Genomic DNA, 12,898 nt, shown 5'->3' on the forward strand with positions numbered 1-12,898 from the left:
CATGTCCCACGCCCCGTTCGCTCCCCTGCCCCCGGAGAAGCCGTCGATGTCCACCGCTCCCTCCTTCACCGCGGAAGAGGCCCCGCAGCCGGCGGCCCCCGAGCCGAAGCCCCGCGGCCCGTGGGCCGCACTGCGCCCCCTGGTCCTGCGGCTGCACTTCTACGCCGGCGTGTTCGTGGCGCCCCTCCTGCTGGTCGCCGCCGTCACCGGTCTGCTGTACGCCGCCTCGTTCCAGGCCGAGAAGCTTCTGTACGCGCACGAGACGACCGTCCCCGTGGGCGACGCGAAGCTGCCGATGTCCGAGCAGGTCGACGCCGCCCGCAAGGCCCACCCGGAGGGAACCGTCTCGGCGGTGCGTCCCTCGCCCGAGGACGACGCCTCCACCCGCGTGATGCTGTCCGGCGTCGAGGGGATCGCCGCAACCCACACCCTCGCGGTGTTCGTCGACCCGTACACCGGCGAGGTGCGCGGCGCGCTGGAGCAGTACGGCTCGACGGGCGCGCTGCCGCTGCGCACCTGGATCGACGAGTTCCACCGCGACCTGCACCTCGGTGAGACCGGCCGCCTCTACAGCGAACTCGCCGCGAGCTGGCTGTGGGTGATCGCGGGCGGTGGGGTCGCGCTGTGGTTCTCCCGACGGCGCGCGCAGCGCAAGGTCCGCGGGGTCACCGGACGCCGACGCACTCTCGGGCTGCACGCAACGGTCGGCGTCTGGGCGGCGGCCGGCTTCTTCTTCCTGTCCGCGACCGGCCTGACCTGGTCGGCGTACGCGGGCGCCCACATCGACGAGCTGCGCACCTCGCTCGGTCAGGCCACCCCGTCGGTGTCGGCGGCCGCGAGCGGCGGCGACCACGCCGGCCACGAGGCGGCCTCCGGAGCGGGCGGGAACGGCGAGCACGGCGTGGGGCTGGACAAGATCCTGGCCGCCGCGCGCGCCGAGGGCCTCGGGGACCCGGTCGAGATCGTCCCGCCCGCCGACGCCACGTCCGCCTACGTCGTCAGGCAGGTGCAGCGCAGTTGGCCGGAGAAGCAGGACGCGGTCGCGGTGGACCCGGCCTCCGGGGAGGTCACCGACACCGTGCGGTTCGCCGACCACCCGCTGCTGGCGAAGCTGACGCGGTACGGCATCGACCTGCACACCGGCGTCCTGTTCGGCCCGGTCAACCAGATCGCGCTGATGCTCCTCGCGCTCGCGCTGATCCTGCTGATCGTGTGGGGCTACCGGATGTGGTGGCAGCGCGGACGGGGCGGCGCCTTCGGCCGGCCGATCCCGCGCGGCGCCTGGGCGCAGGTTCCGCCGTACGTCCTGGTCCCGCTGATGGCGCTGGTCGCGGTGGTCGGCTACTTCGTCCCGCTGCTCGGCATCCCGCTCGCCGGGTTCCTCGTGGTGGACGTCGTCCTCGGCGAGATCACGCATCGGCGCAAGCGGCGGACGGCCGCCGCCTGAGCCGTCGCGGACGGCTTGCACGGCCCGGCGGTGAGCAGTCGTCACCGCCGGGCCGCTCACCGCCGGGGCCGCCCGGCCGCCCCCGGGGCGGTGGCCGTCCGAGGCGGTGGAGGGGCGGGCCGTCAGTCCTGCGGGAAGTCGCCCGTCAGCGCCGAGGCGATCCGCAGGTGCGGCCCCGCCTCCGTGTGCCGGCCCTGCCGCTCCAGGGTGCGGCCCAGCATCAGCCGGGCGTAGTGCTCGACCGGATCGCGCTCGACGATGATCCGCAACTCTGCCTCGGCGCGCCGCAGTTGGGCCGAGTGGTAGTAGGCGCGGGCCAGCAGCAGGCGCGGGCCGGTCTGCTCCGGCGTCTCCTCGACCAGGCCGGCCAGCACCCGGGCCGCGGCGGTGTACTCCCGCGCCCCGAAGAACAGTTGCGCCCGCTCCCAGCGTTCGGCCGGCGTCCCGTGGGAGTAGTACTCCTCGGTCCCGCCGTGTGCCCTCTCGTACCTCATGTCCACTGCCGACCTCCTTCGAGGCCGTCAACCGGACTGCATAGTTGAATATTCCACTATGGGGCCGACAGTGCCGGTGCCGGGGCTCGCCCCGCGTCAGGACGGCTCCGGTGGGCCCACGTCGGGTCCGAGCGGGACGTCGAGGAGGGTCGTCAGCTCCGCCGTGAACGCCCGCGTCCGGGCGCCGTCCAGGCCGCCGAGCGGCTCCAGCAGTCGCTCCAGCAGCCCCTGGACGACGGTGATCGCCCGCAGGGTGACGTCCTGCCCCCGCGCGGTGAGGGAGAGCTGCACGGCGCGCGGGTCGCGAGGATCCCGGGCGCGCTCGATCAGCCCGGCCGACTCCAGGGCGCGGGCGAGCTTGGAGACGTAGAGAGGCTCCAGGCCGGTGTGGTCGGCGAGCCTGCGCTGGCTGGGGCGTTCGCCGTCGCGCTGCATCCCGTACAGCGACGCGACCAACGAGTACTGCGCGTGGGTGAGTTCGAGCGGGGCCAGTGCCCGGTCGACCGCCACGCGCCACTTCGTCGACAGACGCCACACCAGGTATCCGGGCGTGGCCCCTTCGGAACCCTTGCTCATGCCGTTAGTTTACATGGCTACTATACGAGGGTCTCCGTGATCGTCCCCGTGTCCCTCCCGCGTCCCTGCGCACGGCCTGCGACGCACCGGGGGAGACGTGGCATGCGCACGGGGCCCGCGAGAACGGACGACGCAGGGTGGGGTGGTGTCATGGCGCCGGACACGACGAGCGACGGGCGGGTCAGGTCGGCGTCCGCGGCCACGGCGATGGCCCGCGCGGCGGGGACGGTCAGGAACGCACGGGGCCGCAGGACCTCGGCCGCGGTGCGGGCCTCGGTCCGATAGGCCATGCCGCCCAGCACGGGCGTGGCGACGACGACCAGAGGGCGGCCGTAGCGGGGCAGGCGGTGGCCGAGCAGCCGGTCGAGCATCCGGGCGGCCCCGGGGGTGTCGACGATGGCGCCGCGCCGGACGGGGTACGTGGCGCCCGCGGCGAGGAAACCGACCGTGGGCACGTCGACGATCATCCGCCCGCCGAAGGACCAGGCACGCGTGCGGGCGCTGCCCAGGTCGAGGGCGATGCCCCAGCACCGCGGGCGCCGGGGCCACGAGCGGTGCCGGGCGGTCACGGGGCCGGGAACGGGCACGGTGTTCACCGTCCGGCCTCCCCGACGTGCCGGCAGCGGGTGCAGTAGCGGGCCTGCGGCACGATCATCAGGTGTTCCCGGTCGATCGGCTCCTGACACCGGTGGCAGGAGCCGTAACGGCCCCGGTCCATCCGTTCGAGGGCGGCCTCCACGTCGGTGAGGACCATACGGGCGGAGGCGGCGAGCTTCACGCGGACCTCGATCTGGGACACGGCCCGCCGGTCGAGGACCGCGTCCGTGCGGGTGGTGGCGGGCGAGGAGAGCTGTTGCAGCTGCTCCCGGCGGAACAGACGCTGCTCGTGCAGGTTCTCGCGCAGCGCGGCGAGGTCCTCGGCGGACAGCGTGGCCGGGTCGCGGTCGTCGATGATCTGGTGGTTCACCGAATCACCCCTTGGGCAGGACAGGGCGGGAGAGGGAGGGCGCACGGCGCCTCGTCAGACGGCGTCGCGTTGGCAGGGGACGCAGAAACGGGTGTACGGCAGGATCTCGAGGCGCTCGACGGGGATGGGTCCGGAGCAGCCCCGGCAGACGCCGTAGCTGCCGTCCCGGACGCGGACGAACGCGGCCTCGACCTCGACGAGCACCCGCCGGACCGTGTCCTTCTGCGCGGACATCACCTGCTCCGCCGTGTCGGGTCCGGCCTCGTCGATGGCCTTCAGCTGGGCGAGGCGGGAGGCGCGTTCGTGTTCGAGGCGCTGGCGGGCCTCGTGGGCCGTCAGCCGTTCGGTGCGGGCGTCGGTCCGGGGCGTGTCGAGCGACATGACGGTTCCTTCTTTCGGCGGATCGGTCCGGTTCGGGGCGGGGCCGGTAGGGCCGGAGCCGCGGGTGGCGGTCCCTGCCTCCACCGTGACCGCGCCGCCGCCGAAATCCCATCGGGCGCGATACCCATCTCCGGAGGGGTCCCCCGACCCATCAGCGGTGGGTCGGCCTGGGGACGGAAATGGGCATCGGAGCCCATCGACGACGGAGCGGGCAGGGGGGAAGCTTGGCAGGACCGGCGGTGGAGACACGGCCGTCTCCCACCGACACAGCAGAGGAAGGCGTCGTCCCGGTGTCCCTGTTCTGGCGGATCTTCGCGCTCAACGCGGTGGTGCTGGGCAGCGCCACCGCGCTGCTGCTGTGGGCCCCGGTGACCGTCTCCGTGCCGGTGGTCCTGACCGAGGCGGTCATCCTCGTGGCCGGCCTGGTCGTCATGCTGGTCGCCAACGCCGCCCTGCTGCGGATCGGCCTGGCCCCGCTGGACCGGCTCACCCGGCTGATGGCCACCGTGGACCTGCTGCGCCCCGGGCAGCGGCTGCCCGAACGCGGCCGCGGGGAGACCGCCGACCTGATCCGTACCTTCAACGCGATGCTCGAGCGACTCGAGCACGAAAGGGCGTCCAGCAGCGCCCGCGTCCTGCTCGCGCAGGAGGCGGAACGACGCCGCATCGCCCAGGAACTGCACGACGAGGTGGGCCAGAGCATGACCGCGATCCTGCTGGCGCTGGAGCGGACCGCCGACGACGCCGACGAGCCCCTGCGCGGGGAACTGCGGCAGATGCAGGAGATCACCCGGGGGAGCCTGGACGAGGTACGGCGTCTCGTGCGCCGGCTGCGGCCGGGCGTCCTGGAGGACCTCGGCCTGATCAGCGCGCTGACCTCGCTCACCACGGAGTTCGCCACCCATGTCGGACTGCGCGTGGTGCGCCGCTTCGACACCGGTCTGCCGGTGCTGGACCGGCAGACGGAACTGGTGCTGTACCGCGTCGCCCAGGAAGCCCTGACCAACGCGGCCCGCCATGCCGAGGCCGGACAGGTCGAGGTCGGCCTGCACCACACGGGCGAGGCGGTGGTCCTGGCCGTCGCCGACGACGGCCGGGGAACCGGGGCGGCCCCCGAAGGGGCGGGAATCCGCGGAATGCGCGAGCGGGCCCTGCTGATCGGGGCCACGCTGGACATCACTTCCCGGCCGCAGGCCGGCACCCAGGTCCGACTGACCGTGCCCCTCCTCAGGAAGCAGACATGAGCGCGCCCGACACCTCCGTGATCCGCATCCTCCTCGCCGACGACCACGCGCTGGTCCGTCGCGGCGTGCGACTCATCCTCGACCGGGAGCCCGACCTCGAGGTCGTCGCCGAGGCCGGGGACGGCGCGCAGGCCATCGAGCTGGCCCGCGCCCAGGAGGTCGACCTCGCGGTCCTGGACATCGCCATGCCCCGGATGACCGGCCTGCAGGCCGCCCGGGAACTCGTCGCACTGAAGCCGGAAGTGCGGGTCCTGATGCTGACGATGCACGACAACGAGCAGTACTTCTTCCAGGCGCTGAAGGCGGGCGCCAGCGGATACGTGCTGAAGTCGGTGGCCGACCGCGACCTGGTGGCGGCGTGCCGGGCCGCCATGCGCGACGAGCCCTTCCTGTACCCGGGCGCGGTCACCGCGCTCATCCGCAACTACCTCGACCGGGTCCGCAACGGCGAGGAGCCGCCCGAGCAGGTGCTGACCGCGCGCGAGGAGGAGGTCCTCAAACTCGTCGCCGAGGGCCACTCCTCCAAGGAGATCGCCGAGATGCTCTTCATCAGCATCAAGACCGTCCACCGGCACCGGGCGAACCTGCTGCACAAGCTCGGGCTGCGCGACCGGCTGGAACTCACCCGGTACGCGATCCGCGCGGGCCTCATCGAGGCCTGACCGCTTCCGATCACGGCCCGTCACTTCCGGCTGCTTCGCTCACCGCGAGGTCCCGGCCGGCGCTCTCCCGCCGCGGCCCGCGGGCTCCGCGCCGCCGCACGCACACCGACATCGACACGGAAGGGGGCGGGCGGGGCATGGCACGCCGCACGCCGACCGTGCCGCTTGCGGGCGGCCGGATCCCGGCGGCCGTGCCCGCGGCGGCGCACGCCGTGCTGCTCGTGCTGCTCGTCCTGCTCGGTCCGTCCGGTCCGCCGGCCCCCGGCGGCGCCGACCTCCCCGCGCCCGGCGGGCTGACGCACGCCGCCGGAGTCCCGTCTGCGCACGGCACGCCGCACGCACAGGACGCGGACCCCGCCGTCCCCTCCGCCACCGTCCGGAGCGGCAGGGACGTCACCGGTGAGCGTCATACGCCGCCGCTTCCCGCCTCCCACCCGCCGCGCGGCGCGACGGGCGGCCCACTCCGGGCCGGGCGGACCCCGGTGGGTCCGCCGCCGGACCCACCGGCCTCGGCGCTACCCGCACACGGCCACGGGGTGCGGGCGCCCCCTTCGTTCTCCGGCACCTGACCCCTCCCCTTCCTTCCTCTCCCTTCCCGGCCGCGGCCACCGTCGCGGCCGCGGTGTGCCTGCCGGAGGCCCGCTGTGCAACGCTCCCCGCTCATCAGAGGGCTGCTCGCCCTCGCCGCCGTCGCCCTGTCGCTGTACGTCGCGCTCACCGTGCCCGTCAACCTGGGACTCGATCTGCGGGGCGGCACCCAGATCGTGCTCGAGACCCGCCCCGCCGACCCGGCCGACGCCGGCGGCGAGGCCACGGACCGCACCGTGGAGGTGCTGCGCGGCCGGATCGACGCGCTCGGTGTCGCCGAGCCCACCATCGCCCGCTCCGGCAGCGACCGGATCGTCGTCGAACTGCCGGGGGTGCAGGACCCCCGCAGGGCGGCCGACGTGCTCGGCCGGACCGCGCAGCTCACCTTCCACCAGGTGCTCGGCACGGCGGCAGACGCCGACGGCACGTCCGACCCGCTGCCGGAACGGCCCCACGAGCAGGTGACGGCCGACGAGTCGGGCAGGCCGCTGCGTCTGCGGGCCGCCGTACTCACCGGCAAGGACGTCAAGAAGGCAGCCGCCCGCTTCGACCAGCAGACCGGCGCCGGATGGCACGTCACGGTGGACTTCAAGGGGTCGGGCGGACCGGGCTGGGCCCGGCTGACCGGCGAGGCCGCCTGCCGTCCGCCCGGTGATCCGGGTCGCCGGGTCGCCATCGTCCTGGACGGCAAGATCATCTCCTCGCCGCAGGTCGACCCCTCGGTGGCGTGCCGGTCCGGCATCAGCGGCGGCTCCACCCAGATCACCGGATCCTTCGACGACGCCGAGGCCAAGGAGCTGGCCCTGCTCGTCAACGGCGGCGCCCTGCCGGTGCCGGTCGAGACCGTCGAGCAGCGCACCGTCGGCCCCACGCTCGGCGCGCGGGCCATCGAGGCCAGCGCCTGGGCGGCCGTCGTCGGCACCGCCGCGACCTCGCTGTTCATCATCGCCGTCTACCGGATCATGGGCCTTCTCGCCACGGTGGCCCTCGCCTGCTACGGCCTCATGTCCTACGCCGCCCTCGCCGCCCTTGGAGCCACCCTCACGCTGCCCGGACTCGCCGGTTTCGTCCTGGCCGTCGGCATGGCGGTGGACGCCAACGTGCTCGTCTTCGAACGCGCCCGCGAGGAGTACGCCGCCCGCAGCCGGCCCACCCCCCGGTCGTCGCTGACCGTCGGGTTCCGCAAGGCCTTCGGCGCGATCGCCGACTCCAACATCACCACCCTCATCGCCGCCGGCCTGCTGTTCTTCTTCGCCTCCGGACCCGTGCGCGGCTTCGGGGTCACGCTGGGCATCGGCGTCCTGGCCTCCATGCTCAGCGCCCTCGTCGTCACCCGCGTCCTCGCCGACCTCGCGGTCGACCGGCCCCGCCTGCGTCGCCGTCCCCACCTCACCGGCATCGCCCACACCGGCGCCGTCCGCGCCCGGCTCGCCCGCACGAACCCGCGCCTGCTGCGCCACCCCCGCCGATGGCTCGCCGCCTCGGCCGCGGCCCTGGTCCTGGCGGCCTCCGGGATCGCCGTGCGCGGCCTCGACCTCGGCGTCGAGTTCACCGGCGGCCGCCTCGTCGAATACACCACGGCGACGCCCGTGGACGCCGACCGGGCCCGCGCCGCGCTCGCCGACGCCGGGTTCCCCCGCGCCGTCGTCCAGACCTCCGGCGAGAACCGGCTCACCGTCCGCACGCACCACCTCGGCGAAGCCCGGGCGGACTCACTCACCGACGCCGTCACCGACCTGGCAGGCCGTGCCGACAAGGTCCGAGACGAAGCCATCGGGCCCAGCCTCGGCGAGGAGCTGCGGCGCGGCGCCCTGATCGCCCTCGCCGTCGCCCTCGGCGCGCAGTTGCTGTACCTGGCGGCACGCTTCCGCTGGCTGCTCGGAACCTCCGCGGTCGCCGCGCTCGCCCATGACGTCGTGATCCTCGTCGGCGTCTTCGCCTGGCTCGGCAAGCCCGTCGACGGTGTCTTCCTGGCGGCGCTGCTGACCGTCGTCGGCTACTCCGTCAACGACTCCGTAGTGGTCTTCGACCGGATCAGGGAACTCGGCCGCGACCGCACGGGGCTGCCCTTCGCCCGCATCGCCGACCAGGCGATTCTGCAGACCCTGCCACGGACCGTCAGCACCGGCATGGGTGCCGCGTTCATCCTCACCGCACTGGCCGTCCTCGGCGGCGACACCCTCACCGACTTCGCCCTCGCCCTGCTCATCGGCCTGGTGGTGGGCACCTGGTCATCGATGTTCACCGCCACGCCGCTGGCCGTCGAACTGCACCGGCGCACACGGGCGGGCTCCTCGCGGGGGCGCGGCGCGCTCGGCCGTCCGGGTGGAGGCCTGCGGGGGCCGTGAAGGCCCGGTGCCCGAGTGGGACGTATGGCCTCTGAGCGCCGGTGGAAGCGCCCGCCCCGGGTGCCGGGGCGGGCGCGAACAGAACGCGAACAAGAAAGGGACAAGGCAATCGAGACTGAATCCGCGAGCGGTCCGTACCCGTCGCCCGAGCACAGGAACGGAGCGGTCCCCGACCTCCGGCGCCGCGGGATCGACCCGGACTTCTGGTATCCGGTCGCGGTGTCCCGGAGCGTGGCGAGGAAGAAGACGTTCGCCGCCCGGTTCGCGGGGGAGCGGATCGCCCTGTACCGCGGCGAGGCCGGCACGGTCTTCGCCCTGGAGGACCGCTGCGCCCACCGTCAGGTGCCCCTGAGCATGGGCGTGGTGGAGGGCGAGGTGCTGCGCTGCTGCTACCACGCCTGGGCCTACCGGGGCAACGGCCGCATCTCGCAGATCCCGTATCTGCCCAAGGGAGTGGGCCGGCCGCCGCGAGGGGTGCGCGCCTATCCGGTCCGGGAGGCCTACGGCCTCGTCTTCGTCTTTCCCGGCGATCCCGAGAAGGCCGCCGCGACGCCGCTGCCCGACCTGCCCGAGTTCGGTTCGGCCCGGCACGTCACCATGACGTTCTCGCGCACCGTGCGATGCCACTACTCGTTCATGCACGAGAACCTGCTCGACATGAACCACCAGTTCCTGCACCGAGGCGTCCTCGGCAGGATCCGGCCCGAACTGCTGGGATTCGACACGGGTCCGGACTTCGTGGAGGCGCGCTACCTGTTCGTTCCCGCGGGCGGGAGGAAGGACCGGGGCGCGGCGCTGCTGTCCGCGGAGGGACTGAGCGGCGGTTCCTCGCCCGACGTGATCACCGTCCGCACCCAGTACCCGTACCAGACGCTGCGGGCGGTCCCGGAGAAGGCCGAGCTCCCGGCGTTCTCCCTGTGGGCCGCCTATGTGCCGCAGGACGCCGAGCAGCGCGTCAACCACACCTTCGGACTCCTCATGATCGCGAAGCCGCCGATCCCGGGAGCCCTGCACATCGCCCGGCCGTTCATCAGGAGGTTCACCGAACGGGTCTTCGCCGAGGACCGGATGGCCGTCGAGGCCGAGCAGCGGGCCTGGGACGAGCAGGGCGAGGACCGCAACCAGGAGGTGTTCCCGCTGATCCTGCACGTCCGCGACGTGCTGCGGAACAACGGGGTCCCGCTGCGCCCCACCACGGCGCGCGCCGGTTCGGGCCCTTGCGGAGGCAGCGCCGTGTGCACGTCCTGACGCCGGAGCGGGACAGGGGCGGTCCGCCGGAGGGACGGGCGCGGCTCGGCCCCCGGCGGCACACGGATCAGGACCGGCTCGCCGAGTCCAGGGCCGACTGGAGGGACCGGCGGTAGCCGTCACTGGTGTAGGTGGCTCCGGAGACGGTGTCGATGTCGGCGCTCTGGGCGGCGAGCGCCTCTCTGGTCAGCTGGGGCACGGCATAGCTGTTGATCTGCTGGTCCCGGGGGTTGTCCTGCGGCCAGGCGACCGCCGTGACGTCGGTGAGCCTGCCGTCCGTCAGCGTGATGCGCACCTGCACGGGCCCCCAGCGGGTCTGGACGGAGTCACCGGTGAGGGTCCGGGTCCCCGCGGCGGCGGATCCGCCCGACCCGGCCGTCCCGCTCGGCGCGCCGGAACCGGCGGCCGGTGCGGGCGACGCCAGCGCGGCGACGCCCGGTGCCGTGTGCGGCTTGAGCGACAGCAGCAGCACCATCCCGGAGACGGTCGCGGCGCCCGCCAGCACGATGCGGCGCAGCGGACGGTTCTTCCTCAACGTGTGCAAGACGGCCTCACAGCTCGAAGGACTCGTGGTGGATACGGTTGTCCGGGACCCCGGCGGCGCGCAGGGCCCCGTACAGGTCCTGCGCGAAGCCGTGCGGGCCGCACAGGTACACATCGTGGGCGGCCAGGTCGGGCACGGCCGCGCACAGCGAGCGGGTGGTGAGGTCGGGGCGCCCGCCGTCCGGGCCGTTGAGCGCGTAGAGCACGGTCGCACCGCGCCGGCGGGCGACCGTCTCCAGTTCGCCGGCCAGGGCGAGATCCTCGGCCGAGCGCGCGCGGTAGAGGAGGGTGACGTCTGCGGGCAGCGTCTCGAACAGGGCCCGCAGCGGGGTGACGCCGACGCCGCCCGCGATCAGCAGGGACTTGTGCGCGCGCCGCCGGTCCGCGGTCAGCGCCCCGTACGGCCCCTCCGCCCACACCCGGGTGCCCGGCCGCAGCAGCGGCACGGCGGCGCTGTGGTCGCCGAGCGCCTTGATGGTGATGCGCAGCAGGTCCGGGCGTGGCGGCGCCGACAGGGAGTACGGCGTGGACGTCCAGCGCATGCCCTCGGTCAGGAACCGCCAGCGCAGGAACTGCCCCGGCCGCGCGCCCATCTCGTCCAGCCGTCGGCCGCGTACGACGACGGAGTACACGCCCGGCGCCTCCCTGTGCACCGAGTCGACCCGCAGCCGGTGCCGCAGGTTCAGCCGCACCGGGGCCAGGACGCGGAACCACACCACCAGGGCGGCGGCGCCCAGGTACAGCGCGTACCAGGCGGCCTGCGCGGGACGGCTGCCGACCAGGTCGGACCCCAGGGCGAGCTGGTGACCGAAGGCGAGGAAGACCGCCGCGTACGTCAGCAGGTGTACGTAGTACCAGAACTCGTGGCCGACCCGGTGGCGCACCGCGCGGGCCGAGACGATCCCGACCGCGAACAGCACGAGCGTCCCTGCGGTGGCCTTGAGCATCTCCGGGTAGTCCAGGACCACCGTGAGCGTCTCGTGCACGAGCGAGGAACCGTCCTGGACCGAGTACCCGAGAAGGACCAGCACGACGTGCGCCGCCAGCAGACAGATCGTGTAGCGGCCCGCCATCGCGTGCCAGCGGGTCACCCGGTCCGTCCCGATCCGCTGTTCCAGCAGCGGCACACGGGCCATCAGAGCGACCAGCACGGCGCAGGCGTATCCGCACAGCAGGCCCGCGATCCGCCCGGCCCCCGTCAACCAGCCCGCCGCGCCGACGACCGCCCCCGTGTCGTGCCACCACAGGGCGACCACGGCGGCGGCCCCGGCCCACAGGACGGCGAGCACCGGGCCGGCGGCGGAACGCCGTGGAGCCGGCGGCGCGGGGGCCACCCTTCGTCGCGCGTACGCCGTCGTCATCCGCATGTCCCTTCGCCGGCCCTGCGACCCGTCTCCTCGGCCGTCCGGGACGACACTGTGCCGACCCAACCTCTGAGCCCGCTCTCAGCGCCGCGGCCACGGGAAGGTCTCCACCGCAGGTGGGAGGGGCTGCACGGGCGATCGGCGCCGACGGGAAGCGCGGCGGACTCAGAGCGGGACCAGAGCGAACTCAGAGGAAACTCAGAGGTCGGGAGAGCGGCTCACGACACCGCGAGACCGCATCCTGGTACGTGAGATGAACACTTCCCGCCCCCGTGGCTCCGGCCGCCCCGCGCTGACCCGGGCCGACGGCGCGCCGCTCCGGGTCCTCGTCGTCGACGACGACCCCGACCTCGCCGAGGTGCTCTCCGGCGCCCTGCGCTACGACGGCTGGGAGGTACGCACGGCGGGCGACGGCGCTTCGGCCGTCGCCCGCGCGCGCGAGCTGCTGCCCGACGCCATCGTCCTCGACGTCATGCTCCCGGACACCGACGGCTTCGCCGTGCTGCGCTCGCTGCGGGCCGTACGCCCCGACGTGTGCGTGCTCTTCCTGACCGCGCGGGACGCGGTGGAGGACCGCATCGCGGGCATCACGGCGGGCGGCGACGACTACGTGACGAAACCGTTCAGCCTGGAGGAGGTGGTCGCCCGTCTGCGCGGACTGCTGCGGCGGGCCGGCATGGCCCGGCAGTCGGCGGAGGGCCCGCGGCTGACCGTCGGCGACCTGGAGATGGACGAGGACGCCCGGGAGGTGAGCCGCGGCGGCGAGCGCGTCGAACTGTCCCCGACCGAGTTCGAACTGCTGCGCTTCCTCATGCGCAACCCGCGACGCGTCCTGAGCAAGACACAGATCCTCGACCGCGTGTGGTCCTACGACTTCGGCGGGCAGGCCCATGTCGTCGAGCTCTACATCTCCTACCTGCGCAAGAAGGTGGACGCCGGCCGCGCACCCATGATCCACACGGTGCGTGGCGCCGGATACGTCCTCAAGCCGGTCGTCCGGTGACGACGCCCGGCCGGTGGCGCGAAGGACGGCTCG

The 12,898-nt window shown here is 73.7% G+C and carries 13 protein-coding genes and 1 pseudogene; 7 read left to right on the forward strand and 7 right to left on the reverse strand.

Features of this window, described 5'->3' with window-relative positions; all coding sequences use genetic code 11:
- Positions 1-46 precede the first annotated feature (46 nt).
- Positions 47-1,447: a PepSY domain-containing protein gene (locus tag C6376_RS24040; protein WP_107449146.1), complete on the forward strand. Its 1,401-nt coding sequence runs from the start codon at positions 47-49 to the stop codon at positions 1,445-1,447.
- A gap of 122 nt (positions 1,448-1,569) precedes the next feature.
- On the opposite strand, the gene C6376_RS24045 is transcribed toward C6376_RS24040, so the two are convergent.
- From C6376_RS24045 to C6376_RS24065, 5 genes and pseudogenes are all read right to left on the reverse strand, one after another.
- Positions 1,570-1,941 (reverse strand): tetratricopeptide repeat protein, encoded by a 372-nt coding sequence (locus tag C6376_RS24045; RefSeq protein ID WP_107449147.1) that lies wholly within the window; start codon positions 1,939-1,941, stop codon positions 1,570-1,572.
- Between the two features lie 96 nt (positions 1,942-2,037).
- A complete protein-coding gene (locus C6376_RS24050; protein WP_107445332.1) occupies positions 2,038-2,517 on the reverse strand; it encodes a MarR family winged helix-turn-helix transcriptional regulator in 480 nt (159 codons plus the stop codon).
- 161 nt (positions 2,518-2,678) lie between these two features.
- Positions 2,679-3,104 (reverse strand): annotated as a pseudogene (locus C6376_RS24055) (hypothetical protein); the annotation flags it as partial.
- A gap of 5 nt (positions 3,105-3,109) precedes the next feature.
- The gene (locus C6376_RS24060; protein WP_107445333.1) at positions 3,110-3,484 is read right to left on the reverse strand and encodes a TraR/DksA C4-type zinc finger protein; all 375 of its coding nucleotides are present in this window, start codon (positions 3,482-3,484) and stop codon (positions 3,110-3,112) included.
- Positions 3,485-3,538: 54 nt separating this feature from the next.
- Positions 3,539-3,865: a TraR/DksA C4-type zinc finger protein gene (locus C6376_RS24065; protein ID WP_107445334.1), complete on the reverse strand. Its 327-nt coding sequence runs from the start codon at positions 3,863-3,865 to the stop codon at positions 3,539-3,541.
- Positions 3,866-4,155: 290 nt separating this feature from the next.
- Between C6376_RS24065 and C6376_RS24070 the strand changes: the two genes are divergently transcribed.
- From C6376_RS24070 to C6376_RS24090, 5 genes are all read left to right on the forward strand, one after another.
- Positions 4,156-5,109, forward strand: a complete 954-nt coding sequence (locus tag C6376_RS24070) for a sensor histidine kinase (protein ID WP_107445335.1) — start codon at positions 4,156-4,158, stop codon at positions 5,107-5,109.
- Positions 5,106-5,771: a response regulator transcription factor gene (locus C6376_RS24075; protein ID WP_107445336.1), complete on the forward strand. Its 666-nt coding sequence runs from the start codon at positions 5,106-5,108 to the stop codon at positions 5,769-5,771. Before C6376_RS24070 ends, C6376_RS24075 begins: the two co-directional genes overlap by 4 nt.
- 137 nt (positions 5,772-5,908) lie before the next feature.
- Entirely contained in the window at positions 5,909-6,340 is a 432-nt protein-coding gene (locus tag C6376_RS24080) for a hypothetical protein (protein WP_107445337.1), read from the forward strand.
- A gap of 75 nt (positions 6,341-6,415) precedes the next feature.
- On the forward strand, positions 6,416-8,707 hold the full coding sequence (secD, locus tag C6376_RS24085; RefSeq protein WP_107445338.1) for a protein translocase subunit SecD: 2,292 nt from the start codon (positions 6,416-6,418) through the stop codon (positions 8,705-8,707).
- Between the two features lie 108 nt (positions 8,708-8,815).
- On the forward strand, positions 8,816-9,955 hold the full coding sequence (locus C6376_RS24090; RefSeq protein WP_254076399.1) for an aromatic ring-hydroxylating dioxygenase subunit alpha: 1,140 nt from the start codon (positions 8,816-8,818) through the stop codon (positions 9,953-9,955).
- A 67-nt stretch (positions 9,956-10,022) separates the two neighbouring features.
- On the opposite strand, the gene C6376_RS24095 is transcribed toward C6376_RS24090, so the two are convergent.
- A complete protein-coding gene (locus C6376_RS24095) occupies positions 10,023-10,499 on the reverse strand; it encodes an FMN-binding protein (protein ID WP_107445340.1) in 477 nt (158 codons plus the stop codon).
- A gap of 7 nt (positions 10,500-10,506) precedes the next feature.
- Positions 10,507-11,859 (reverse strand): ferric reductase-like transmembrane domain-containing protein, encoded by a 1,353-nt coding sequence (locus tag C6376_RS24100; RefSeq protein WP_107449148.1) that lies wholly within the window; start codon positions 11,857-11,859, stop codon positions 10,507-10,509.
- Between the two features lie 256 nt (positions 11,860-12,115).
- Here C6376_RS24100 and C6376_RS24105 point away from each other — a divergent pair, with 256 nt between their 5' ends.
- Positions 12,116-12,865, forward strand: a complete 750-nt coding sequence (locus C6376_RS24105; RefSeq protein ID WP_107445341.1) for a response regulator transcription factor — start codon at positions 12,116-12,118, stop codon at positions 12,863-12,865.
- Positions 12,866-12,898: the final 33 nt, after the last annotated feature.

The organism is Streptomyces sp. P3, from assembly GCF_003032475.1.
Taxonomy (GTDB): Bacteria; Actinomycetota; Actinomycetes; order Streptomycetales; family Streptomycetaceae; genus Streptomyces.

What these genes read in the sequence shown, in the direction of transcription:
- C6376_RS24040 (WP_107449146.1), top strand. Translation starts at nt 47, where the DNA reads ATGTCCACCGCTCCCTCCTTCACCGCGGAAGAGGCCCCGCAGCCGGCG.
- C6376_RS24045 (WP_107449147.1), bottom strand. Translation starts at nt 1,941, where the DNA reads ATGAGGTACGAGAGGGCACACGGCGGGACCGAGGAGTACTACTCCCAC.
- C6376_RS24050 (WP_107445332.1), bottom strand. Translation starts at nt 2,517, where the DNA reads ATGAGCAAGGGTTCCGAAGGGGCCACGCCCGGATACCTGGTGTGGCGT.
- C6376_RS24065 (WP_107445334.1), bottom strand. Translation starts at nt 3,865, where the DNA reads ATGTCGCTCGACACGCCCCGGACCGACGCCCGCACCGAACGGCTGACG.
- C6376_RS24075 (WP_107445336.1), top strand. Translation starts at nt 5,106, where the DNA reads ATGAGCGCGCCCGACACCTCCGTGATCCGCATCCTCCTCGCCGACGAC.
- C6376_RS24080 (WP_107445337.1), top strand. Translation starts at nt 5,909, where the DNA reads ATGGCACGCCGCACGCCGACCGTGCCGCTTGCGGGCGGCCGGATCCCG.
- C6376_RS24100 (WP_107449148.1), bottom strand. Translation starts at nt 11,859, where the DNA reads ATGACGACGGCGTACGCGCGACGAAGGGTGGCCCCCGCGCCGCCGGCT.
- C6376_RS24105 (WP_107445341.1), top strand. Translation starts at nt 12,116, where the DNA reads ATGAACACTTCCCGCCCCCGTGGCTCCGGCCGCCCCGCGCTGACCCGG.